The sequence below is a fragment of the Candidatus Cryosericum hinesii genome, assembly GCF_003570985.1.
Taxonomy (GTDB): Bacteria; Caldisericota; Caldisericia; order Cryosericales; family Cryosericaceae; genus Cryosericum; species Cryosericum hinesii.
The window spans coordinates 1-24889 of record NZ_QXIW01000015.1 but is presented as its reverse complement, the minus strand read 5'-3'; the positions used below and the strand labels follow the sequence as shown (position 1 = coordinate 24889).

Sequence of the window (24889 nt, the reverse complement as noted above, 5' to 3'; positions counted from 1 at the left end):
ACGATTTCAGGTGCAGCGTCGACAATGGTGGCGCGACCATCAACCATCACAATGTCGCTGCCAATAGTCAGGACGACAACCCTCTTCGGCACAACAGGCACGACATGGACCTTCACGATCGTCACGGCTCCGGCGTCGTTGATCTTAACTGTGACCGTCGTCGTCAGGCCGGCAGCGTGAGCAGAAACAGTGCCGGTTTCAGCTGCTCTGTATGTCAGAAGACCTTGTGCCGGCGCAACGCTGAAAACAGCAGCGACACGAAGTGTATCTGTCCAGACTGCCTGCGTCGTATAATCCAGGCTACCATACGCCGTACTCGCGCCAATAGCCCCAAACTGCTGCTGACCAGCTACCTTGAGGCGGGCAGGAACGAGACCCACGGCAAGCCTGGTGATCGTCTGCGGAGAAATAGGAATGACCACAAACGAACCGGTGTATATACCATGGCTGGCAGTGATCAGCACGACCCCTGAATCCCTCATTGCCGTCATCAATCCACCAGCATTGACAGTTACGACTGCTGGCAGGCTGGACGTCCATGTAGCAGTGACAATAGCGCCAGTGGGATCAACGGCGACCAGCTGAACAGTCTTGCCCATTTCAACTAAGACCGGCGAAGTCAGTCCACCAAGCGTGCGAATAGTGAGAGTAGCGGCGATGGCAGTCGTGCCGGTTGTAAGCTTCCTGCCATTGCCCACAGTGCCGGCGACCCTCTGTGTCAACATAATCGCTGAGGCGCTGGCATTGGTTGCGATAATGTTGGCGCCAGCCACTGCGTTTATGGCATCTATCAACCGAGTGGTAACCGTTGCGAGGGTGTCGCCCGCCACCACCGTATAGGATGCAGTGTGGGATGCTCCCGTAGTATCCTGCCATGTGGCGCTTGCCACGTTCCCGGCAGTAACGGCACCACCGAGCATCAAGAAAGCCACCGCTGGAACTTCTGCAACTGCCCAGACCATGGAGACATCAAGGACGTCGAGAGCATTCAGCCCTGCAGTAGTGGTGAATGCGATCGTGTGACTGCCGGCAATCTCCCAGGTCAGATCGGTGGAGAAGGTCGTGCCAACAGTTTTCTTGATAGCAGGACCAATGGCGCCGACAGCAGCGGTCGTCACATGAACCTGTGCCAGCGTTGTCGGGGTGTTGCAGGAGATGATCGTGCCGGCGCCATTGGTAGTCGCAGCAGCAACAGTAATGCTATCGCCGGGAACGAATGTGTAGCCCCCGCCAAAAGTGATCGACTGGTCCCCTGATGTGGCCCAGTCTGGATCGGTAGACGTCGCCACAGTAGCTCGAAGAACGCTGACATTGGGTGTTGCGCCAAACCTGCCGGCGCCTACCCTGGTCACATCTACGACAGCGTGAGTGCCGTCAGTGATACTTGCAACAGTACCAACAGCATCAACGGGCGTTGCACCCCTGGCATCAATGCCGCCGACAAAGTTGCCGGATGGCGTCACGGTGAGCGTCACATCTGCCCTTGCCGAACGGGCGCCGACGCCTGCGAACAGGCTGAGCACCATGACAAGAGCAACGAATACAGACAGGGATTTCTTCATCAGGTAATCTCCTTTGCGACATGGTCGAGTACTTCTTCCACCATGTAGTATACACAAAGTGTGCCAACCGTTTCACTGATGTCCTGTTTGCCTTTCCATGACGGGCGGATGCGGAAATGACGGAAGGCGGCGGGCAGGACGGATTAACTATCTTGTCGTCCTCGCGGATGCGGGGACCCATACGTCGTGGCAAAGATGGATTCCCACCTTCGTGGGAATGACAGAAAAGTCACTCCTTGTACGCGTCCTTCCGGTCGGCAACGCGGGTGACGAGTACACCGCCGGTGATCCGGGTGAAGACTGCGCGGTAGTTGCCCACGCGGACACGATAGAACATTCGCAGGTTGCCTTTCAGGTGCTCATACTTGCCAGCCTCTATCGCCTTTACGACCGCAGACCATACGCGGCGCCGGTCCTCGGACTTATCAAAAAGGTCTTCCAGGTCTTTCCTGACGCTCTCCTTCGCAGAGATGGTCATAGACGCGATATCAACTCATCAGAGGAGATGACGTTGTCTTTCGGATCAGCAAGGCGCTGCTCACTCATCTCGATGTCCTCGATATCCTCAAGGTACAAGTCGACAGCTTTCCTGATGACCCATGCCTTCGACCGTCCTGTATGGCGAGCAACTTCATCGACTCGTCTCTTCAAGTCCCCCTCGACGCGGAGAGAGATAACTTCTTCAATCGCCATGGTGTAGCCTCCCTTTGTTCGTTTCATACGTACGACACTGTATTACATGTGCAGCAAATGTCAAGAGGTAACAACTGCCTTTGAGATCCGCTGCTCAATAGACGAGGGTGGTACATCCGACAAGATGAAAGGATGGATTCCCTCCTTCGCGGGAATGACGGAGGGGACGGGAATGACGGACTAACTATCTTGTCATCCTCGCGGATGCGGGGACCCATATGTCGTGGCAAGACTGGATTCCCGTTCCCGACAGAAACATTCGGGAACTACACCCCTCGTATTGAACTAACATACTCAGGGGGAATGACGGAGGGAGGCGGGGACACGGTCCTTGCTTTGTCTCACCGTTGAACGTACCGCTTTGGCCGCAGTTTACGAGTTGACCCCAATCGAGTTGCACATGAATGATCCTGTTGTACAATACCTTAACTCAGTTAAGGTATGGTGCAGACGAGATGAATGATCCAGCTTCCTCACGCAAGCGGCTTTATGACATACTGGTAACACAGCAAGGGTACTTCACGACAGTGCAGGCTCACACCGCCGGCTACGACTCTGCACTATGCGCCTATCACGTACATCGGGGCGACTGGCAGAGGGAGGCCCGTGGTATCTATCGTCTGACGGACTATCCACCAACAGACCGTCCAGATCTCGTCCTGTGGAGCCTGTGGTCGCGCGACCGGTCAGGTCGGCCTCAGGGCACCTACTCCCATGCGACCGCACTGTCGGTCTATAACCTCTCTGACGTGAACCCGTCAAAACTGCACATGATGGTGTCTCCGACGTTTAGACGCCGGGGACTGCACCCCGGTATCCTCATTATCCACCGTGGACTGCTCATTGAATCCGATGTCGAACAGATGGAGGGGTACAGCGTCACACGCCCACTGCGGTCCCTGCGTGACCTGGCCGACTGCAGGATGCTGTCAGACGAGCTCCTGCTGGAAGCAGCCGTCCAAGCTGTACACCGAGGCCTCGTCGACCCCACCGAGCTCATGTCAACACCAGAGTGGGCACCGGTCATCTCCCTGACAGCTCAACTGCGACGAACCCTGAAGAAGTCATGAATCCGCAGTCCTATGGGTCTGGCAGCGCCTTTCGCATCGCTCTCGAAGCACGACTGAAAGATCGCGCAACTACCGAAGATATCGACCTGCAACGCCTGAGGCGACGAGTCGCGTTCGATCGATTCCTGTCACGCCTGGCCATACAGGATCACGAGCGATGGGCCCTGAAAGGAGGCTATGCACTGGAAATCGAGCTCGACATTGCCAGATCCACTCGCGACCTCGACCTCGTCCTCAGGACCTCGCCCGAAGATACGCCCGGATCTACTCCTGTTGATACAGCAATGGCCTTTCTCAGAACATCTGCCGCAATGGATGCACATGACTACTTCGCGTTTGCCGTAGGACACCCAATGATGGAGATGGAAGGGCTACCATACGGTGGAGCACGCTTCCCCATTGAGAGCAGGGTCGGAGGCAGACCGTTTCTGACATTTCATCTGGACGTAGCGATCGGGGATACCATTGTAATGCCTCTTCAGACCATTGTGCTCAAAGACTGGCTGGGTTTCGCGGGCGTTGCCGCTGCGATGGTACCCGTCCTTTCTCGAGAACAGCAGTTCGCCGAGAAATTGCACGCCTACGCGACGCCCAGAGACGTCGACCACCCCAACAGCCGCGTCAAGGATCTTGTGGACATGGTGCTACTGTTGAAGGACGGCACACTCGATCCGGCCCAGACTCTCGACACTCTCATCAGTGTTTTCCGCAGACGCGGACAACCCCGCCTTCCCATAGCGCTCGGTGCTCCGCCCAGCTCGTGGGCAACCCCTTTCGCTGCCATGGCCAGCGAATGCGGCATTTCGACAAATATGGAAGAGGCATGTGAAAACGTAGGGTCGTTCTACCTGCGAGTGCTTGGCGAACTCCCGAAACGGTCAGTAGAAAGATCTTGATCTTGGAGCTAGAGGAATCAGCTGGTAAATAGGCAAGGGTGGTACATGGGTTCCCGCCTACGCCGAAAGCACCCCTCGCATTCGAAAGAAATGCTCGGGGGGGAATGACGGAGGGGGGCGGGAAGGAATGGATTCCCGCCTACGCGGGAACGACAGAATTGGTTTTCCGCTGCAGGACGCGATGCACCGCGGCTTCGATGTCCGTGTGGCGACAACCGAAGGCCGTCAGCAGTTCGTCGGGCGTGCCGGACTCGCCGAAGCGGTCCTTGATGCCGACGAACTCCATGGGCACGGGGCAGTCCTGGACGAGCACCTCGGCGACCGCAGAACCGAACCCACCCATGACCTGGTGCTCCTCTGCCGTGACGACGGCACTCGTCTCATGCGCCGCCTGCAACAGCAACTCGCGGTCGATGGGCTTGATGGTGTGGATGTCGAGGACGCGGGCATGGATGCCCTGTTTCTTCAGCTCCTCGTGGGCGAGCAGCGCCTCGTACACCATGTAGCCGGTCGCGGCGATCGTGACGTCATCGCCGTCCTCGAACGTGATGCCTTTGCCGATTTCGAACGGCGTGGTGTCGTCTGTGAGAATCGGCACCGACTCCCGACCCAGCCGGATGAACGCCGGGCCCTGCATGGCGGCGACCGCCAGCGTGGCCTTACGGGCTTCGTTCACATCGCATGGGTTGATGACGATCATGTGCGGCAGCATACGCATGGTGCCCAGGTCTTCCAGCGCCTGATGGGTCGCCCCGTCGGGACCAACACTGATGCCGCCGTGTGCGCCGACGATCTTCACGTTCAGCTCGCCATAAGCGACCGTNNAACGGGACCTTGCCCATCAGCGACAGCCCGCCGGCGATGCCGACCATGTCCGCCTCGGCGATGCCGCAGTCGATGAACCGGTCGGGGAACTCCTTCTTGAAGCGGTCACTGGTCGTGGATTTGGCGAGGTCGGCGTCGAGCACGAACACGCGCGGGTCTGTCCTCCCCAGGATCAGCAGGCCATCAGAGTAACCGAAGCGGGTCGCCTTGCCCTCGAGGGTGCCGCAAACGTCCTTGTGTGCAGTCGCCATGTCACTCACACTCCTGTGCGTCCAGTTCGCGGATGGCCTGGGCCAGCTCGTCCTGCGACGGCGCCTTGCCATGCCAGCCGACAACGTTCTCCATGAACGAGACGCCCTTGCCCTTGATGGTATGTGCAACGATGGCCGTGGGCTGCCCCTTGACCATTTTCGCCTCGTCCAGCGCGTTCACGCACTGCTCCATATTGTTGCCGTCGATGCTGATGACGTGCCAGTTGAACGCGCGCAGTTTGGCGCCGACGTCGTCGATGCACATGACCTCGGAACACTTGCCATCGATCTGCAGGCCGTTGTTGTCGATGACGGCACACAGGTTGTCCAGCTTGAAGTGTGCACCCGCCATCAGTGCCTCCCAGATCTGGCCCTCCTGTAATTCGCCGTCGCCCGTAAGGCAGTAAGCGCGGACCGGCAGCTTGTCGTACCGGGCGGCATATGCTGCACCAACGGCGATGGAGAGCCCCTGGCCAAGCGAGCCACCCGACGTCTCGACACCGGGCGGGCTCCCCTTCTTGGGGTGCCCCTGGAGGCGTGAGCCGAGCTTGCGCAACGTCATGAGCTCTTCCCTGGGGAAGAAGCCCTTGTAGGCAAGCAATGTGTACAGCAGTGGCGCGATGTGCCCCTTGGACCAGAAGATGCGGTCACGGTTCGGGTCGGTGGGCGTGGCAAGGTTGGCCACTCGGAAGTACAGGGCCGTCATGATGTCGGCGGCGGAGAGGGAACCCCCGGGGTGTCCGGAGCCGGCCGCCGTGATGGAGCGCAGCGTGTCCTTGCGGATCTCGGTCGCAAGATGCTTCAGCTCCTGGATCGTCAGCAGTGTTTCCATGGTTGCTTGTTCGCTCCTACTTCAGTTCGGCCAAGGCTGTGCGGATACGGCCGAGCGCTATAGCGATGTTCTCGCGCGACGTAGCGTAGGAAAAGCGGAGGTAGCCCTCGCCAAACGAGCCGAAGCTGCTTCCCGCCAGGCAGGCGACGCCGGCGTTGTACAGCAGATGATCAGCGATCTCCTGGGATGAGCGGTTAAAGCTCTTGACGTTGGGGAAGACATAAAAGGCACCATGCGGCCTGCGGCAGGTGACACCGGGGATGGCGTTGAGTCCGTCGACGATGATCTCCCGACGGGCCAGAAACTCTTGTCGCATCGTTTCCACATCATCCTGCGGGCCGGTCAGGGCCTCGATCCCGGCAATCTGGGTGAACGTGGCGGTACACGACGCCGTGTTGGCGACGACCTTGGCCATCCACTCGATGAGTTCACGCGGGCCGGCTGCGTAGCCAAGGCGCCACCCGGTCATGGCGTAGGTCTTGGACATACCGTCCATGATGATCGTGCGTTCCTTCATGCCGGGGAGCGAGGCGATGGAAAAGTGCTCGCCCTCAAACACCAGACGCGAGTAGATCTCGTCCGACAGGACATAGAAGTCGTACTTCTTNNGGGTTCGCGGGCGAGTTGATGACGACAAGCTTCGTGCGCGGCGAGACCAGCTTGACAAAGGTGTCGCGGTCGAAGCCGAAGTCCTTCTCCTCAAGGATAGGGAGAGGAATGGCCTTGGCGCCGGACATGTTGATACAGGACTCGTAGACGGGATACGTGGGATTGGGGTAGATTGCCTCATCGCCGTCCTCGAGCAGGGTCATGCACGCCGAGTAGAGGATATCCTTGGCGCCGGGGGTGACCAGCACTTCTTCGGCCGTGACCGGAAGGCCACGGGTCCTGCTGATGTACTCGGCGATCGCCTTGCGGAAGTCCATCCGACCCATGGTAGGTGCGTAGTGCGTATAGTTCTCCTCGATCGCCCGCATACCGGCCTGCTTGATGTTTTCGGGGGTATTGAAGTCGGGTTCGCCAATCTGCATATAGATCATGCTCTTGCCCTGACGTTCCAGTTCCTGTGCCTTGGCCATGACGACGAAGGCTCCTTCGCCGCCGGCCCTCTGCACACGTTTCGTTACATTCAGCATGTCCTGTACCTCCCTGCAGATTATTCAGCGCTCACGCGCGATGGTGTGCCTGTCTACTTGTCGTGTTTGTGTCCGGCGTTGGGCTGCATGAACGGCCGCTTGACCACGACACCTGACTCAGCCTTTCCACGAATCGGGATATAGACCGTATCGCCAACCTTGACGGCGTCCTTCTCGACCATGCACAGGGCATAGGAGCCACCCAGGGTCGGACAGTAGTTGCCGCTAGTCACGTAGCCGATCTTGACGGGCGCTGCCGTATCACCTGCCATGCAGTCGAACCCGTTGCGCGGGATGGCCCTGCTGTTCATCTTCACGCCGATCCACTTGCGCGGGACACCCTTCTCTTTCATGGCCAGCAGTGCGGACTTGCCCACAAAGTCATGGTCCCAGCTGATCACGAAGTTCTGCCCGGATTCGAGCGGCGCTATCGTGTCGTCAAGGTCATGGCCATATAACCAGTAGCACACCTCGAAGCGCAGCGTATCACGCGCGCCCAGTCCGTTGGGGACCAGGCCGAACGGTTTGCCGGCGTCCAGGATGGCATTCCACAGATATGATGCTTCTGCAGGAGCGAAGTAGATCTCGTACCCGTCCTCGCCCGTGTAACCGGTGCGCGACACGATGCACTTGCGGCCGGCAACCGTGGTCTCCAGGAACTGGAAGTACTTCAGGCTCACGATGTCCGCGGGGGTCATGCCTTTCAGGATATCCTCGGCCTTTGGTCCCTGCAGCGCTATTTCGGCATACTTGGCCGTCGCTCCGGTGATGGTGATATCTCCCTGTTTGTGGTCCAGGACCCATGCAAGGTCCTTGTCGTAGTTGCCGGCGTTGACGACCAGCAGGAACTTCGTCGCACTGTACTTGTAGATGAAGAAGTCGTCGACGACCGTCCCTTCCGGATACAGGAACTCGGCGTACTTGATCTCGTACGGCTCGAGCAGGGCCGCGTTCCATGTGGAGACATAGCTCACGAATTTCTCGGCATCCGGTCCCTCGACCTCGATCTCGCCCATGTGCGAGACATCAAACAGTCCCGCGGCCGTGCGGCAGGCCTTGTGCTCTTCGATGATGCTCGTGTACTGGATCGGCATCTCGTAGCCCGCAAACTCGACCATCGTTGCCCCGAGCTTCACGTGTTCGTCGTACAGCGGCGTACGCAAGACGTTTGCCATGTTCTTCTCCTCTGCTTCGATTTGCTGGGGGACAGGCGCCCTCTGACGGGTCTGCCCCGGATAGTGCGCGCTAACTTTCCTGGAAGTACTTCTTCTTGAAGACCTTGGGAGCCTTGATAACTCCTCCTCCTGCTACGACGTACCGGACGAAGTTCTCCCCGAAACGATAGGGGATCTCCTTGTAGGTATCAATGTCGAGGACGAGCAGGTCAGCGTCCTTGCCCTCGCGCAGCGAACCGGTCTGCATGCCGCGACCCACAGCGGCGGCACCGTTGATGGTCGCTGCGACCAGGACTTCCTCGGCGGTCATCTTCATGTGCAGGCATCCCAGCGCCATGATGAGCAGCATGTTGGGACACATACAGGTCCCCGGATTGTAGTCTGTTGCAAGAGCGACCGGAACGCCATGTTCGATGAACGCACGCGCGTCCGCAAACTTCGTACGTCCCAGCGAAAGCACGGTGCCCGGCATGAGTGTCGCAACAACACCCTCCTTCGCCAGGGCCTTCATGCCCTTCTCACTGGTCCAGACGAGGTGATCGGCACTGACACATCCCATCTCGGCTGCCAGCTCGGCGCCGTGGTCATCCGCCATCTCGTCGGCATGGAGCTTGCGCGGCATGTCATGGTCACGGGCAGCCGTCAAGATGACGCGAGCCTCTTCGATCGTGAATGCTGACTCGTCCACAAACACGTCGACGAAGGTCGCCAGATGGTTCTCGTGCACCATGGGGACCATGTCCCTCGCGACGAGTTCCACGTATTTGTGGCGCCTGACAACGTATTCGGGGGGGACGACATGCGCTCCCAGAAGTGTGGCAACGATGAGGATGTCGGTCTCAAGCGCGACTTCCTTGATGACGCGAAGGAGCTTGATTTCCTCCTCGGTGTTCAGCCCATAGCCGCTTTTGATCTCCGCTGTGGTCGACCCATAGCGCGACAGCTTGAAGATGTTGCGCTTGAGCGCATCCCGCAGTTTCTCTTCACTGGCCATGCGCGTGGCCCGGACCGTCTTCACGATGCCACCGCCCCCGGCCTGAACCTCGGCATACGTCTTGCCCTGCAGGCGCATGAGGAACTCATCCTCGCGCGTGCCGGCGAAGATGGCGTGGGTGTGAGAATCGACGAACCCAGGACAGACCACCTTGTTCTCGGCATCGATGATCATCGTCTGCGGGCCCACGATGTAGGAACCGCCGTCCTTGAGACCCACGTAGAGGATCTTCCTGTCCTTGACGGCGACCTCGCCACGTTTGATGATGCCCAGGTCAGCCACGGCAGGTGCAACGATCGGATCGTCCACCCCCTTCATTGTAAGCAGCTCACCAATATTCCGGATAACCAGGTCTGCAATGATCGGCTGTGCCATGACGTTCTCCTCCCGTGCTTTTGACACTACTCGTAGATTCGTGTTTCGACCAGGGCGTCCCTGCTCAACCCCGGCAACTGAAGATAGTAGGATGCCACGTCCATGAACGCCTGTGCCGGAGCCAGACCGATGAGTTCGCTGTTGACGATGCCGACGCCGTAGCGCGCGGCCTCCATCTTGACCAGCTCAAACACGCGGCACAGTGGCGTCGTGGCGAAGTTGAGGATGTTCATCGACACCTGCGCCCTCTGCTTGTCTTCGAGGAAGATACCCCTGGCCTGCACGTTCATGAGACCGCCCGACGACTCGCGCATGGTCTTCGCTATGCGGCTGGCGATTGTGACATCGCTGGTGTCCAGGTCAATGTTGTACGCAATCAGAAAGTTGCGCGCGCCCACGGCGACACATCCCGCAGTCGGATGACGTTCCGCAGGGCCAAAGTCCGGCTGCCATGCTGGGTCTTTAATCTTCTCCGCGAAGCCCTCGAACTCCCCTTCACGGATGGTAGGCAGCATGCGGCGCTGTGGTACCCTCGCAGACTCGGCATACAGGTACACGGGCACGTTCAGCTCCTGACCGATACGCTTGCCGACCTGCTCTGCAATCTCGCAGCATTCCGCCATCGTGACGCCGCCGACAGGAATGAACGGGATGACGTCCACGGCGCCCATACGAGGGTGCTCTCCGTGATGGTGCGTCAGATCGATGCTTGCAATTGCCGCTCTGGCTACGTCAAATGCTGCTTCGGCGACAGCCTGGGGCTCACCTGCCAACGTGATGACGGTCCGGTTGTGATTGGGGTCGGACGACAGGTCCAGCAGTCTCGCTCCCGGTCGTTCGATGACACCGGCAATAGTCTTGATCTTGTCTGCGTCCCTACCCTCACTGATGTTGGGAACACATTCTATGACCTTGTTCACGTCGCACTCCCGCTCATGTCAAAGGACCCTGAATACAGTGCATCATTAGTATATCGGTTTCACCGGGCACCGCAAGGAAATAAGGCCACTTGGAGCCTGCAATGCTGCGTCCACGTCTCACACCAGTTCTCCATGAAGGGTCTCGTCCCCTTGATAGACAAAGGCCCCGGCGGTTGCCCGCCGGGGCCTTCATCACTACCTGCTGTTTTCTGCTAGTGTCAGGATTCCCTGAATGTCAGGGTTTAAGCTTGATGGTAATGGCCACAGTGACCGTGCGAGCGGCAGGGACAGATCCATTCGGAAGCAGGCCGTCGACAGGGACGATGGCAGTCAGGACGTCTCCCACCTTGTGAATGGTGACAGCCGACGCACCGTCAGAGAAGAGCGGGATCGTCTTTGACGTGAGGACGATGGTACGGTCGAGTTTAACTGCGTTTGCCACCGTATGAGGGGTCGAAGCTTCAAGGATGTAGAGATACGCCCACTGGGTTGTAGGGACGTCCGGCCAGACAACACCTCCAGCCAGTCCGGTGACCTGTGAAGAGTTACCGATCTCACGGCCGAGCGTACGGTCGGCGATTGCGGTGAACTCTGAACGAAGGATATTGACGGTGGGCTTGTATGTCCCATCCGGATACCCGGTGATGTACCCGTTCTTCTGCATGGCTTCAATGTATCCAGCTGCCCAGTTGGTGACAGGGACGTCCGTGAAGGAAGAGGCCGTCAGGTTCTGGATCGGCGCGACCTTGAGCATCCGCAGGAGGGCTGCTGCTGCCTCAGCACGGGTGATGGGCGCATCAGGCCTGAACGTTCCTGAGGTGTCACCGATCATGATGCCTTCGTCTTTCATGGTCTGGATGTCTCCTGCTGCCCAGTGAGTCGCAGGGACGTCCGGGTAGGAAGGTGCGGTGTTGGACCAGCCGAGACCAAGAGCACGAGTCAGCGCTGCAGCGACTTCCGCCCTGGAGACGTTCTGGTCCGGCTTGAACGTCCCGTCCGGATAGCCGATGAAGAATGTCTGATGATACACCGTGTTGGTGGGTGCAGGAACTGGTGCAGGAACTGGTGCAGGAACTGGTGCAGGAACTGGTGCAGGAACTGGTGCAGGAACTGGTGCGGGCGCAGGAGCAGGAGTTGGCCTGGGAGTTGGCTCAGGAGCAGGAGCTACCACAGGAGCCGAAACGGTAGCGGCATCGAGCGTAACTGCGGTCTGTGCGAGCGCCCTGCCGTTCAGCGTTGCGCCGGTGTTCAGCACAATCGCTTTTAGATCCAATATATTTCCATTGAAGACAGACGTCGTTCCAAGTGTCGTTTGGCCGGCGACCTGCCAGAAGATGTTGCTGGCCTGTGCACCGCCGCTCAGATTAACATGGATACCGTTGCTCAAGTCGAGAGTTTGCGCTATCTGGAAAATCCAGACGTCATTTGCGCCGCCCGCGAGGGTGACATCCGTTGGTATGATAACACCGGTGCTCCATTTGTAGACGCCAGGGGCGAGGGTCATCCCACCAATATTGCCAGCACCCAGTTCGACAACAGGAGCAGGGGCCGTCACTCCGGCAGCAGCGGTGTAGGCTGTTTCCATGTCGCTGACAGCCGTGGTCATGTACGTTGGAGTAGGAGGATCATAGTCGGCTGCATATACATTTCCAGTCACTAGAGCCGATGTTGTAAATGTAGTCGGAGGAGCTACTAAGGCAAATCCGGTCATACCGGTCGCGGTGATTGGACTCACTCCAATATCTCCGGTCACGTGGGTAGTTCCAGTGGTTGAGATTCCTGATTTTGCCAGGATCGCGAAATTACCCGCCGTTCCAAGATTTACTGCTGCTGGACCGGCCGCCTTTGCCTCGGGTACTGGCGCGAAGACACCGGCGCACAGAGACAGGACGAGACATACTGCGATGAAAACTGGTAGAGCCTTTCTCATATCGTATTCCTCCCCTTTCGGATGAGCTGTCAGCGCCTATGACGGTGGCAGCGCCGTGGAACCCAGTCCACGCAAGCCTCGGATGAACGGAACGTGCAGGCGACTATCCAGTGTCGTCAGCTATGGAAGACCTGCCGCAGATTCCGGATAACTGAACCGAGATGGGCCCTGTAACGAACAGGAACACTCCACCAAACCTTCGATCCTTGCTTGTCATGCATTGACTCCTTTACGAAGCACGCGACGAAGCAGTTTCCGTTCAGCAGTTGAAAATACTCTATAACAAGTATGGAATCCGCAACAATAAAGTCAAGAGTCTCATGCGGGCGACGCGAAATCGCGTTCACATGCTGTCGCCTTCGATGCCCTTACCTCTCTACTATGATATCCCAGTTGGTGCCAAAAGGTTGCATCGCCTGGAATGAAAGTGGCCCCAGTCCATAGACCGGGGCCACGTTGCCGCGCGAGCAGCGCTAACGTTGAGCTCGCAGGACCTTGGGCGCCAGGAACTGCCCTGTCAGCGAATCGGGGTTGCGGGCGATCTCCTCAGGCGTACCGGTCGCGATGATACGTCCGCCCTTGTCACCGCCCTCGGGGCCCAGGTCAATGACCCAGTCGGCGTTCTTGATGACCTCCAGGTTGTGCTCGATGACGATGACCGTGTTACCCTTGTTGGTCAGCTCCTGGAGAACGCCCACGAGCTTCTCGACGTCGGCGAAGTGCAGGCCGGTCGTCGGCTCGTCGAGGATGTACAGGGTCTTTCCAGCCGTCCGCTTGCCCAGCTCGGAGGCTAGCTTGATGCGCTGAGCCTCGCCACCCGACAGGGTCACGGCGCTCTGGCCAAGACGGATATACCCGAGCCCGACGGCGTCCAGCAGCTTCAGCATGTGCTTGAGCCGCGCGTGCGCGTCGAAAAACTGAAGCGCTTCCTCGACCGACATCTCCAGCACGTCGGCGATGGACTTGCCCTTGTAGCGGACCTCCAGCGTCTCAGAGTTGAAGCGCGCACCGTGGCACACCTCGCAGGGCACATAGACGTCCGGCAGGAACTGCATCTCGACCTTGGTGAACCCGTTGCCCTCGCAGGCCTCACAGCGGCCGCCCTTCACGTTGAAGCTGAACCGGCCGGGCTGGTACCCGCGCACCTTCGCCTCGGGCATGCGCGCGAAGACCTCGCGGATGGGCGTGAACAGCCCCGTATAGGTGGCCGGGTTGCTGCGTGGTGTGCGCCCGATGGCCCCCTGGTCAACCACGATGACGCGGTCGATGTATCCGACACCCGTCAGCTTCTCATAGTGGCCGGGCTGATCCTTGGCGTGGTACAGCTCGCGTGCCAGCCCCTTGTACAGGCAGTCGTTGATCAGCGTGGACTTGCCGGAGCCGGAGACGCCCGTGATGCAGGTGAACATGTGCAGGGGGATGTCCGCGTCGATGTTCTTGAGATTGTGCTCCGTCGCGCCCGTGATGAGCAGGTGCTCGCCATTGGGCTTGCGCCTGGTCTTGGGCAGCGGGACGGACAGCTTGCCCGTCAGGTACTGCCCCGTCAGCGACGTCGGCTCGGCAATGATATCTGCCAGGCTGCCCGCAGCCACGATGCGCCCACCATGTTCGCCGGCCCCCGGGCCCACGTCGACAAGGTAGTCCGCGGTGCGAATGGTCTCCTCGTCGTGTTCCACGATGACCAGCGTGTTCCCCAGGTCGCGCAGTTCACGCAGGGTGCTCAGGAGGCGCTCGTTGTCACGCGGATGCAGGCCGATGGACGGTTCGTCCAGCACGTAGAGGACGCCGACCAGCTTGCTGCCCACCTGTGTCGCGAGGCGCAGCCGCTGTGCTTCACCACCGGCGAGTGTCGCCGATGCGCGCGAGAGCGTCAGGTACCCGAGGCCCACGTCCAGGATGAACTTCAGTCGCTCGTTGATCTCCCGCAGGACCTGCTTGGCAATGGTACGCTGCGTCTCCGTCATGGTTCCCGGCAACTGCGCAACATACTGCGACGCCTGGTCGACTGACATGTCGGTGACCTCACTGATATTGAGACCGGCCAGCTTGACAGCCAGCGCCTCGGGCTTCAGGCGCCTGCCATGACAGGTCGGGCAGTCCTTCTGCAGCATGAAGCGCTCATACTCCTCCTTCATCGCATCCGAGGTCGTCTCTTCATACCGGCGTGCCAGCAGGTTGATGAGCCCTTCCCAGTGGAACTTGTAGACGTGGTCGAGCCCTGCGCCGTCCTCCCAGTGGACCGGGATGCGTTCCTTGTCGCCATGCAGGACGATTTCCATGGCGCCCGGCGGCAGGTCCCGAACCTTCTGGTCCGGGTCGTACCCGCGGAAGCGGAGCGCCTGCACGACAAAGTCCTTGCTGAAGGTCGACGCGGCAAGGAAGCCGGGGATCTGGATGGCTCCCTCAGCCAGCGACTTGTCGCGGTCGACGATCATGTCGATGTCCGGTTCCAGCTGAAAACCGAGACCCGTACACGTCGGGCACGCGCCGTAGGGCGAGTTGAACGAGAAGAGGCGCGGCTCGATCTCCTGGATGCTGTAGCCGCAGATGGGACAGGCGAAGGTGCTCGAGAAGAAGTCCAGCTTGCCCGTCGCCAGGTCCAGGACCTTGAGCACGCTGTTCCCTTCCTTGAGCGCCAGTTCCACCGAGTCGAACAGACGCGTGCGTTCGTCCGCGGTGACCAGCAGCTTGTCCACGATAAGCTCGATGGTGTGCTTGCGCTTCTTGTCGATGCTCGGGATGGGATCGTCGACGCTGTACTCCGTACCATCGACACGATAGTTCTCGAACCCCTTGCGCTGGACGTCCTCGATGAGCTTGCGGTACTCGCCCTTGCGTCCCTCCACCGCAGGCGCCAGCAGGGCGACGGTGCGCCCCTTGTACTCCGCCAGCACATGCTCGACGATCTCCTGGGGCGACTGCTTCGTGATGGGGATATTGTGGTTGGGACAGTATGGAACGCCGGCGCGCGCGAACAGCAAGCGCAGGTAATCATAAATCTCGGTCAGCGTGCCGACCGTCGACCGGGGGTTCTTGCTGGCCGACTTCTGGTCGATGGCAATGGCGGGCGACAGCCCTTCGATGAGGTCGACGTCCGGTTTCTGCATCAGGCCGATGAACTGCCGGGCATAGGCAGAGAGAGACTCGACATACCGGCGCTGCCCCTCGGCATACAGGGTGTCGAATGCCAGCGAGGACTTGCCCGAGCCGGAAACACCGGTGATGACGATGATCTTGTTGCGCGGGAGACGCACGCTCACGTCTTTCAGGTTGTGGACGCGCGCGCCCTTGATGAAAATACTTTCTTCAGCCATTCATCGACCTCTCATTTCGAATTGTGAATCCCATTGTACCAGGTACATTGGGCTTCACATTTGCGGGTGCAGGTTACTGTTTGTGGAAGACGACACGGTCAGCTTCGTAGTCGGCCAGGACCTTGTCGCCAGGCTTGACCTCGCCGGACAGCAGAGCATCGGCCAGGCGGTCTTCCAGAACCTTCTGGACCGTGCGCTTGAGCGGTCTTGCACCGTAAACCGGGTCGAAGCCGATGGTCACGAGATGTCTGCGCAGTTCCTCGGATACCGTCAGCTCGATGTCACGCTCACGCACCTTGGCCACGGTCTTGTCGATGACCAGGTTCAGGATCTCTGCCAGTTCAGCCTGTCCGAGCGGGTTGAAGACGACGACCTCATCCACCCGGTTCAGGAACTCGGGACGAAACACCGTCTTCATATGCTCCAGCACCACGGTGGTGACGCGCGAGTATTCCTCTTCGTATGCGAGCGTTCCGGGCGTTGCCTCGATGCGGCTGATGATGTCACTGCCGATGTTGCTGGTCATGATGATGACCGTGTTGCGGAAGTTGACCGTACGGCCCTTGCCGTCCGTCAGGCGCCCATCGTCCAGGACCTGCAGCAGGATGTCGAACACGTCGGAGTTGGCCTTCTCGATCTCGTCCAGCAGGACGACCGAGTACGGATGCCGGCGCACGGCCTCTGTCAACTGCCCGCCCTCTTCATAGCCTACGTAGCCGGGAGGGGCGCCGACGAGGCGGCTGACGCTGAATTTCTCCATGTATTCGCTCATGTCGATGCGGACCATGCGGTTTTCGTCGTCGAACAGCACTTCCGCCAAGGCTTTGGACAGTTCGGTCTTGCCGACGCCCGTGGGGCCCAGGAAGATGAAGCTCCCGATAGGTCGACTGGGGTCCGACATGCCCGCCCGCGACCGCTTGATGGCCGAGGCGACAGCATGGATTGCCTGCTCCTGGCCAATGACGCGCTTCGCAAGACGTTCCTCGAGGTTGACCAGCCTGGTCACCTCGGTCTCCATCATGCGGGACACGGGGATGCCGGTCCAGCGGCTGACGACCTGCGCGATCTCCTCTTCTGTCACCGACTGCTTGAGTTCGACTTCGCCCTTCTCCTGCGACTCGAGCTGGTCGTGCTGTGCCTCGACCTTCTTCTCCAGTTCGGGAATCGCGCCGTACTTGAGTTGTGCCGCGGTCTCGAGGTCTCCCTCGCGCGTCGCCTTCGTGAATGCGACTTTCTTCTCCTCGAGCTCCTTGCCGAGCCGTGCGGCTTCCTCGATGACGTCCTTCTGCTTGCGCCAGGACAGCTTCAACTGGTCCGCCTTCTCCTTCAGCTGGGCGATCTCCGCCTGGACGTCGGCACAGCGCTTCTTGGACTTGTCGTCGGTCTCGCAGACCAGCGACTTGCGTTCCATCTCCAGGATGATCAGTCTGCGGTCCAGTTCGTCAATCTCGACAGGCATGCTCTCGAGCTGCATCTTGACCATCGACGCCGCCTCGTCCATGAGGTCGATGGCCTTGTCGGGCAGGAAACGGTCGGTGATGTAACGCGCCGACAGCTTGGCCGCCATGACCAGGGCCCCATCCGCGATGCGCACGCCGTGGTGCGTCTCATACCGTTCCTTGAGGCCGCGCAGAATGGCGATCGTATCCTCGACCGACGGCTCGCCGATCAGGACCGGCTGGAACCGCCGCTGAAGCGCAGCATCCTTCTCGATGATCTTGCGGTACTCGTCGACCGTCGTAGCGCCGATCGTCCGCAGTTCACCCCTCGCGAGCGCTGGCTTCAGCATGTTGGAGGCATCCATGGCCCCCTCGGCCGCGCCCGCCCCGACGACCGTATGCAGTTCGTCGATGAACATGATGATGCGCCCATTGCTGGCTGTGACGGCCTTGAGCACGGACTTGAGCCGGTCCTCGAACTCCCCACGAAACTTGGCGCCCGCGATCATCGCGCCCAGGTCGAGTGCGAAGATGGCTTTGTCCTTGAGCCCCTCAGGGACGTCGCGCGCCACGATACGCTGCGCAAGGCCTTCAACGACCGCCGTCTTGCCGACGCCGGCATCACCGATGAGCACCGGGTTGTTCTTGGTCCGACGCATGAGGATCTGCATGACACGCCGGATCTCCTCGTCGCGGCCGATGACTGGGTCCAGCTTGCCCTGACGCGCCTGCTCCGTCAAGTCGCGGCCGTATTTCTTGAGTGCATCATACTTGTCTTCGGGCTCCTGGTCCGTCACGCGTTCCGTGCCGCGCACCTTCACCAGCGCGCTCAGGATGGCCTGCTTCGTCACGCCGGCCTGCTTCAGCAATGGTCCACATGAGCGGCTGTTCTCAGCCAGTGCGATAAGCAGGTGCTCGACGCTGATGTATTCGTCCTTGAGCGCCGTCATTTCCTCCTCAGCCTTGCGGATGACCGTGTTCAGGTCGTCTGAGATGACCAGTTGACCGACGGGAACGCTGCCCGAAACCCTGGGAAGCCGTTCGATTTCCTGTTCGACCTGTGACGATAGCGCTTCGACCGCAACGTTGAGATATGGGAAGAGGGAAGCCGCGAGCCCCTCCTTCTGATCGAGAATGGCTCGGAGCAGATGTAATGAATCGGTGGCCTGGTTGCCGTGGCCTTCGCTGAACCGCGCCGCCTGCTGCAATGCTTCAGCTGACTTTGTCGTAAACTTGTCGAGTGTCATATTGTCCGCCTCTGAGGCGTCCACCTCCCAATGAGTGAGTCTTGGACTGCTTTCAGTATACGGTGGGCTTGAACAAATACCAAGCACCCATATGATGAAAAAGCATTGCCGTCCGAACAAAACGCCCCTCGTATTGAGAAAACATACTCGGGGGCACGGAAGTTGTCCAGGACTGGACCAGCGGACGCTTACAACACACTTCAGAGGAGTCCATTATGGTGAGAAGAACGCAGCGCAGCGAGAATGACCAGCTGACCGGCCACAAGACCAGCAGCAGCGTCACTAGAGGGTTTGCCGAGGGAGTCAGGCGCAGCGAGTCCCATCCCGAGGAGTTCGTTATCGCCGAGGAAGTCCAGGAGGCTCTCCGCAAGGGAACACCCGTCGTTGCGCTCGAGTCTGCCATCATCACCCATGGCATGCCATACCCGATCAACCTCGAGCTGGCACAGGAGCTCGAAAGCATCGTCCGCAAGGGTGGAGCCATCCCCGCCACGACTGCCCTGGTCTCGGGCAAGATCCGCGTGGGCCTCTCCAAGTCTGAACTCGAGATGCTCGCCCGGGCCAAGTGGGTCAAGAAGATCGGACCGCGCGACATCCCCGTCGCCGTTGCCATGGGATTCAGCGGGGGCACGACCGTCGCTGCGTCGTTGCACATCGCCGACGCTGCAGGTATTCGCGTCTTTGTCACCGGCGGCATCGGGGGCGTGCACCGCGGCATGAGCGAGATCCTCGACATCTCACAGGACCTGCCCGTGATCGGGCGAGCTCGCTGCATCACCGTGTGCGCGGGTGCCAAGTCCATCCTCGACCTGCGGAACACCCTGGAGTACCTCGAGACGATGTCCGTCCTCGTCCTGGGCTACCAGACCGACACCCTGCCCGCCTTTTACGTGCGTGACTCCGGCATCCCGATCGAGTACCGCGTCGACAGCGCATCGGACATCGCAGCCATCGTGGAGGCACGCGACCGCCTGAACCTCGACACTGGGATCCTCGTCACGAACCCGATCGCCGAGTGCGACCAGGTCGACCCGGCAAAGCACGAGAAGGTGCTGCAGGCTGCGCTCAAGAAGGCTGCAGAAGAGAAGATCGAGGGCAAGGCGATGACACCATACATTCTTGCCTACATGCAGAAGAACCTGCCCGGCGTCATCGAGGCCAACATCGCCCTCATCAAGAGCAACGTCGCGCTGGGGACACAGATCGCCACCCTGTTGAAGCAACGTTGATCGCTGATCCCATGTTCTTCGTCACGGGCGACCTCAACATTGACGCCACAACTGTGGCGCCTATCCTGTCGCTTTCCGGAAAGGAAGCACAGGCGGATATCATGCTGTCCTGCGGAGGACAAGGAGGAAATGTCGCCTTCTTCCTGCGATGTCAGGGCCGGCCGGTACAGCTGTTCGGTACCTTGGGAACCGATGTCGCAGGAGACCTGTACGTGTCCCACGTGGCGCGCCTCGGCATCGCGTACGCCGGCAACCGCGCCGACACCCCGACAGGCATGGTCAGCGTCGTCCAGGAGGCCGGCTCGTACCACATGTACCGTCAGCGGGGTGCCAACGCAGCGGTGGATCCAGCCGCATTTGCACGCTTCGTGCGCAGTGCCTGCAAGACCGCTGGAGACTTCCTGTTCGTCTCAGGATACAGCCTGCTTGAAGAGAGTTGCCGGGCGGCACTCGGGGCGGTGCTGACAAGTTCGGTCCCCACACGACCGGTCGTCGTCATGGATCCCGCCAGCATCGACGCTATGAGCTCCATAGGCCGCGACGCAGTCCTTGCAGTGGCACGATTGTGCGATTACCTGCTGCCCAACGAAGAGGAAGCCTGCTGGCTCGCGCAGGAGGCAGATGCGAGGGAGGCAGCCCGGATACTCCACCGATCGACCGGGGCAACCATCGTGGTCAAGCTCGGCGCACGAGGCGCCCTGCTGTGCAGCGACGAAATCATCATCACGGCACCTGGCATCGCGCTCACGCCCGTCGACGTGACGGGGGCCGGAGACTCCTTCGCAGCCGCCTTTCTGTCTGCGCTTGCCTCGAAGTCAGATCCCGCGATTGCGCTTACTGCTGCCGTACGCTTCAGCGGCACCAAGGTGCACCTCCAGGGAACACAACCCGAAGAACTGCTGGGCTACAGTGGCTGACCCTCAGCGCTCGCCGGTCCTGCTGCACCAGAGCGGCGGCTGGAAATGATCCCCAGAGCCAACCCGGCCAGGATAACAGCGCCTCCCACAAGCTCGGCCGGACCGGGACGATCACCCAGCACCAGGAACGCCAGCAGGCTGCCAAGAATTGGCTCCCACAGCAGCATCAGGGCCACGAACTGCGATTGAAACGACTTGAGTGAAGCATTGATGAGGCCGTGGCCGACGGTCTGGCCCAGGATGGCGGTTACCGCGAGCCACAGGAACGATGTACCCGACAGCGGCAGAAGAGGCTTCCCGGCTACCACGCACGCGATGCCCGTCAGGACAGCGGCCCAGCCGAACGCGCCCACATTGTAGGAGAGGGGATCCATCTCCCGGGACGCTCTGCGCCCGACAATAAGGTACAGCGACGCCGCCAGCGCCCCGCCCAGGGCAAGCAGGTTTCCGAGGTTGGCACCCGTGCCGGACCGCAGCCCAATAAACACGCCGCCCGCGGTCACGACCCCGACAGCCACCCATAGCAGCGGGCTGGTATGTTCCCGAAACAGGACGAGGTCCAACACAGCCACAAACAGCGGGCTCATCGTGACGAATACCAGCGAGGACAACACCGAGGTCATCGACAGTGACGTCACCCACAGAGCGAAGTGCACAGCCAGGAGTGCGCCCGCCAGCATTGTAACAGGGGACAGATGTAGTTGTTGTAACAGTGTTACACTTCGGGACACAACCACCCCTCGTCTTGAACAGAAAGGCTCGGGGGGTCCCGTTTCTGTAACAGTGTTACACTTCGGGACAGGTCTATTACCGGCGAGCGTGTTACCCCTCCGCCACATCTGCAACGGAAGGAGCAGCAGCGTCGACAGCGCCAGCCGCCAGAACGTCGTTACAAGAGGATCGGTGCCCGCCAGCTTCATGTACGTCGACGTCCCCGACACGCCCAGGACTGCCAGAACCAGCCCTGCCCAGGCCCGGCCTCCGGGTCGACCTTCATTCTTCTGTTGCGTTGTTGCTCTCATGCTGTCCAGTATATGCCCTGCACGGTTCCTCTCAAAGGGCTGTCATGATGGCGGCCCTAATAGAATCGGAACCGAGCAGGGACTAGTCCTCCCAGTTGACGGTGATGGTACGGGTCTCCGCGTCCCAGCCCACCTGCAAACCGAGGTTCTCTGACACGAACCGCAGGGGGAGCATCGTACGGCTGGACGAGAGGACCGGGACAACTTTGCTGTTCTTCGGGTCAATGGCGAGGGACTTGCCATTCACGAGCGCTGTGCTCTTGCCGATGGTGAGGGTGATCGTTGTCCCGCGTGCCTTGAGGGTAACCTGACGGGTCTTCGCGTCCCAAACGATGGAGCCGCCTAGATGCTCCACGACGGCGCGCAGGGGAACGAGCGTGCGGTCTTCGACGATTGCAGCGGGAGCATCCAGCACGACTCTGGCGCTATCCACAGTCATGGTCTTGATGTCGATCGTGAGGACCATGGTGTGCCCGGAGACAGGATGCGGCAGAGGAGTATAGGTAGCAGTGACCGTCTTGCTGACGTCCATGGTGATAGTCACGGGATTCGTAGTGCCACTCAGATCACCAGACCATCCGGCAAAATGCCAGTCGGTAGCAGGGGTTGCCATCAGCTGGACAGAAGTCCCGTGGGTGTAGCTGGGCTGGTCGGGGGATTTGGCGACCGAGCCGGAACCAGACACGTTCGCAGTGAGGGTGTACCTGTGGATATTGATATTGATGGCGAAGCTTGCACTGACATTGACGTTCACCGTCACGTTGGTGTCAGTTCTTGTGGCGTTTCCGTTTCCATCACTCCATTGGACAAAATGGTAACCCGTGTTCGAAACAGCAGTCACCGCGCTTCCACTTGCTCCATAATTCACTGTCTGCGGAGACGCACCAGAAATACTGCCATTCGCACCTGCTGCATAGGTCAGGGTGTAGGTACTGATAGTGATGGGATTGATCGTGAAGGTGACTGCGATGGTATGATTTTCTGTCAGGTTCGTGAAGGTATACGAGGTGACTGCGCCCACGGAGACGCTGTCCACGAGGACGTCCAGGGCGTGGTAGCCGGTGCCGGGGTTGATGGTAAAGGACTGAGTGCCACCATAGCTGACGGATACGGAGCCGGATGGATCGATGGCACCGTTGGCACCTGCCGACGCCGTGATGGCAAACGTGTCCACTGCAAAGCTGGCGGTGGCATTGATATTCGCCGTCACGTTGGTGTCAGTTCTTGTGGCGTTTCCGTTTCCATCACTCCATTGGACAAAATGGTAACCCGTGTTCGGAACAGCAGTCACTGCGCTTCCACTTGCTCCATAATTCACTGTCTGCGGAGACGCACCAGAAATACTGCCATTCGCACCTGCTGTATAGGCCAGGGCGTACGTGTTGACAGGCGGGTCGTTTACCGCGGTAACGGTGATGGTGAACGTTTGAGGTGTGGATGTATCCACGCCGCCATTCGCTGTGCCGCCGTCGTCATGAATCTGGACAGTCACGATGGCAGAACCGTTCATGTTGAGTGCGGGGGTGTAGGTCAGGGTTCCGGTGGGGCTGACGGCAGGCTGGACAGCAAAGAGAGCGCTGTTGTCATTGGTGACGATGAAGTTGAGGGTCTGGCCGGATTCGTTGGAAGGACCAGCGCTAACGTTAGTAGCCCACCCGCTGACCGTTTGTACTCCACAGTCCTCCAGGACTGTCTGGTCAGCACCCTTCGTGAAGGACGGGACGTCGTTGATAGCCGTGACCGTTATGGTAAAGGTCTGGGGCACGGTTGTGAGAGCCGCACCGCCCCTCGTGGCATCGTCCGTAAGCGTGAGTGTCAGGGTCGCCGTGCCGTTCGCGGCAACGCCAGGGGTAAAGGTCAGTGTGCCGTTCACGGCAACGGCTGGCTGCACGCTAAATAGTGTGGTGTTGGTGTTGTTGGTGATCGTGAACGTCAGAACTTGCGGGGACTCGTTGACCGGACCGACACTCATGGCAGTGGCCCACCCGCTGACCGTTTGTGCTCCACAGTCCTCCAGGACTGTCTGGTCAGCACCCTTCGTGAAGGACGGGGCATCGTTGACGGGACCGACAGTAATGGTGAAGGTCTGTCGAGGAGATGTGTCCACGCCATTGTTCTCCTTGCTACCATTATCCCGGAGAAGGACAGTGACGGTTGCTGAACCGCTTTTGTTGAGAAGAGGGCTGTAGATCAGGGTACCAGTGTCGGAGTTCACCGCCGGCTGGAGGTTGAAGAGGTTGTTGTTGTCATTCATGACGACGAAGGCCAGAGTCTGAGAGGACTCGTTGGCAGGGCCGGCGGTCATGGACGTGGCCCAGCCAAGAACGACCTGGGAACCGCAGTCCTCAAGAACCGTCTGGTTCGCACCTTTCGTGAAAGACGGTGCGTCGTTGACAGCGATCACGGTAACGGTCACCGTAGCGGAAGCAAGAGCGCTACCCTCTGTCACGGTATAGGTGAAGGTATCGGTTCCGTTCCAGTTGGATGTCGGCGTGTAGCGGATGGTATCTGCGGACTCATCCAAAATGACGGCACTCCCGTTGCCGGGGGCTGTCACCGATGCAACCTTCAGACCTGACCCGCTGTCGTTGTCCAGTACCCTGATTGTCACGGCGACGTCTTCATTGGTACTAGCCGCATCGTTGATCGCAGTAGCAGCCCGCACTGCGTGAGGTACAATCAGTAGCTGCACTAGAAACAAGACGATAAGCGTGCTACCAAGAGCCCACGAATGCCAATCCCTTTTTCCGGCTCTCCACCTTTTCACAAAATCCCCCTGATCTCTGATGATTTCGCAATGCCAAGCGACTTTTCCTTCCGAACACTCTAGTCACTTCGTTTCTCACTGCAAGAGCATCCACAGTTGTGGACCACTCCAAGAAGAAGGCGTTCCTGAACAGACGCATGGATTCCCGCATTCGCGGAGAAGCACCCCTCGCATGGGAATAAAGTGCTCGGGGGAATGACGGAGAGGAACGGAAAGGACGGAGATGGTGCCCAGATATGCAAAAACCCCCGGTGAAGGGGGATAGGACAAAGGGCGTAGATATGAAAACAACATG

General features: G+C 59.6%; 16 protein-coding genes and 2 pseudogenes. 4 read left to right on the top strand and 14 right to left on the bottom strand.

Annotated elements, in window-relative coordinates:
• The 3 genes from SMC3_RS02640 to SMC3_RS02630 all read right to left on the bottom strand — a co-directional run.
• On the bottom strand, positions 1–1562 hold a 1562-nt coding region (locus tag SMC3_RS02640; protein ID WP_133299372.1), incomplete at its 3' end, for a hypothetical protein.
• Positions 1563–1791: 229 nt separating this feature from the next.
• Positions 1792–2040 (bottom strand): type II toxin-antitoxin system RelE family toxin, encoded by a 249-nt coding sequence (locus tag SMC3_RS02635; protein WP_119087860.1) that lies wholly within the window; start codon positions 2038–2040, stop codon positions 1792–1794.
• Positions 2037–2255 carry a ribbon-helix-helix protein, CopG family gene (locus SMC3_RS02630; protein ID WP_165846524.1) on the bottom strand — a complete coding sequence of 73 codons (219 nt, stop codon included), beginning with the start codon at positions 2253–2255 and terminating at the stop codon, positions 2037–2039. The genes SMC3_RS02635 and SMC3_RS02630 overlap by 4 nt, the downstream gene beginning before the upstream one ends.
• A gap of 455 nt (positions 2256–2710) precedes the next feature.
• Here SMC3_RS02630 and SMC3_RS02625 point away from each other — a divergent pair, with 455 nt between their 5' ends.
• Both SMC3_RS02625 and SMC3_RS02620 read left to right on the top strand, forming a co-directional pair.
• On the top strand, positions 2711–3325 hold the full coding sequence (locus tag SMC3_RS02625) for a type IV toxin-antitoxin system AbiEi family antitoxin domain-containing protein (RefSeq protein WP_165848273.1): 615 nt from the start codon (positions 2711–2713) through the stop codon (positions 3323–3325).
• Positions 3322–4221, top strand: a complete 900-nt coding sequence (locus SMC3_RS02620) for a nucleotidyl transferase AbiEii/AbiGii toxin family protein (protein WP_119087857.1) — start codon at positions 3322–3324, stop codon at positions 4219–4221. The genes SMC3_RS02625 and SMC3_RS02620 overlap by 4 nt, the downstream gene beginning before the upstream one ends.
• A gap of 139 nt (positions 4222–4360) precedes the next feature.
• Here the strand turns inward: SMC3_RS02620 and SMC3_RS09795 are convergent.
• The 9 genes and pseudogenes from SMC3_RS09795 to clpB form a co-directional block, all read right to left on the bottom strand.
• Positions 4361–5297 (bottom strand): annotated as a pseudogene (locus SMC3_RS09795) (transketolase family protein).
• Position 5298: 1 nt separating this feature from the next.
• The gene (locus SMC3_RS02610) at positions 5299–6129 is read right to left on the bottom strand and encodes a transketolase (protein WP_119087855.1); all 831 of its coding nucleotides are present in this window, start codon (positions 6127–6129) and stop codon (positions 5299–5301) included.
• A 16-nt stretch (positions 6130–6145) separates the two neighbouring features.
• Positions 6146–7160, bottom strand: a pseudogene (locus tag SMC3_RS09680) (pyridoxal phosphate-dependent aminotransferase).
• Between the two features lie 158 nt (positions 7161–7318).
• Positions 7319–8440, bottom strand: coding sequence for a glycine cleavage system aminomethyltransferase GcvT (gene gcvT / locus SMC3_RS02600; RefSeq protein WP_119089784.1), 1122 nt, complete (start codon positions 8438–8440; stop codon positions 7319–7321).
• 70 nt (positions 8441–8510) lie between these two features.
• The gene (gene hutI, locus SMC3_RS02595; protein ID WP_119087853.1) at positions 8511–9809 is read right to left on the bottom strand and encodes an imidazolonepropionase; all 1299 of its coding nucleotides are present in this window, start codon (positions 9807–9809) and stop codon (positions 8511–8513) included.
• 26 nt (positions 9810–9835) lie between these two features.
• Positions 9836–10729, bottom strand: coding sequence for a glutamate formimidoyltransferase (gene ftcD / locus SMC3_RS02590; RefSeq protein WP_119087852.1), 894 nt, complete (start codon positions 10727–10729; stop codon positions 9836–9838).
• A 235-nt stretch (positions 10730–10964) separates the two neighbouring features.
• Positions 10965–12659 (bottom strand): ice-binding family protein, encoded by a 1695-nt coding sequence (locus SMC3_RS09350; protein ID WP_165846523.1) that lies wholly within the window; start codon positions 12657–12659, stop codon positions 10965–10967.
• A 473-nt stretch (positions 12660–13132) separates the two neighbouring features.
• Entirely contained in the window at positions 13133–15973 is a 2841-nt protein-coding gene (gene uvrA / locus SMC3_RS02565) for an excinuclease ABC subunit UvrA (RefSeq protein WP_119089783.1), read from the bottom strand.
• A 73-nt stretch (positions 15974–16046) separates the two neighbouring features.
• A complete protein-coding gene (gene clpB, locus SMC3_RS02560) occupies positions 16047–18659 on the bottom strand; it encodes an ATP-dependent chaperone ClpB (RefSeq protein WP_119088135.1) in 2613 nt (870 codons plus the stop codon).
• Between the two features lie 215 nt (positions 18660–18874).
• Between clpB and SMC3_RS02555 the strand changes: the two genes are divergently transcribed.
• Positions 18875–19888, top strand: coding sequence for a pseudouridine-5'-phosphate glycosidase (locus tag SMC3_RS02555; RefSeq protein ID WP_119088136.1), 1014 nt, complete (start codon positions 18875–18877; stop codon positions 19886–19888).
• Positions 19885–20805, top strand: coding sequence for a carbohydrate kinase family protein (locus SMC3_RS02550; protein ID WP_119088137.1), 921 nt, complete (start codon positions 19885–19887; stop codon positions 20803–20805). The genes SMC3_RS02555 and SMC3_RS02550 overlap by 4 nt, the downstream gene beginning before the upstream one ends.
• Here SMC3_RS02550 and SMC3_RS02545 read toward each other — a convergent pair.
• Together SMC3_RS02545 and SMC3_RS02540 are read right to left on the bottom strand one after the other, a co-directional pair.
• Complete coding sequence (locus SMC3_RS02545; RefSeq protein WP_119088138.1) at positions 20793–21827, bottom strand: DMT family transporter; 1035 nt, start codon at positions 21825–21827, stop codon at positions 20793–20795. The genes SMC3_RS02550 and SMC3_RS02545 overlap by 13 nt on opposite strands.
• An 82-nt stretch (positions 21828–21909) precedes the next feature.
• On the bottom strand, positions 21910–24594 hold the full coding sequence (locus tag SMC3_RS02540) for a stalk domain-containing protein (protein ID WP_119089782.1): 2685 nt from the start codon (positions 24592–24594) through the stop codon (positions 21910–21912).
• Positions 24595–24889 lie beyond the last annotated feature (295 nt).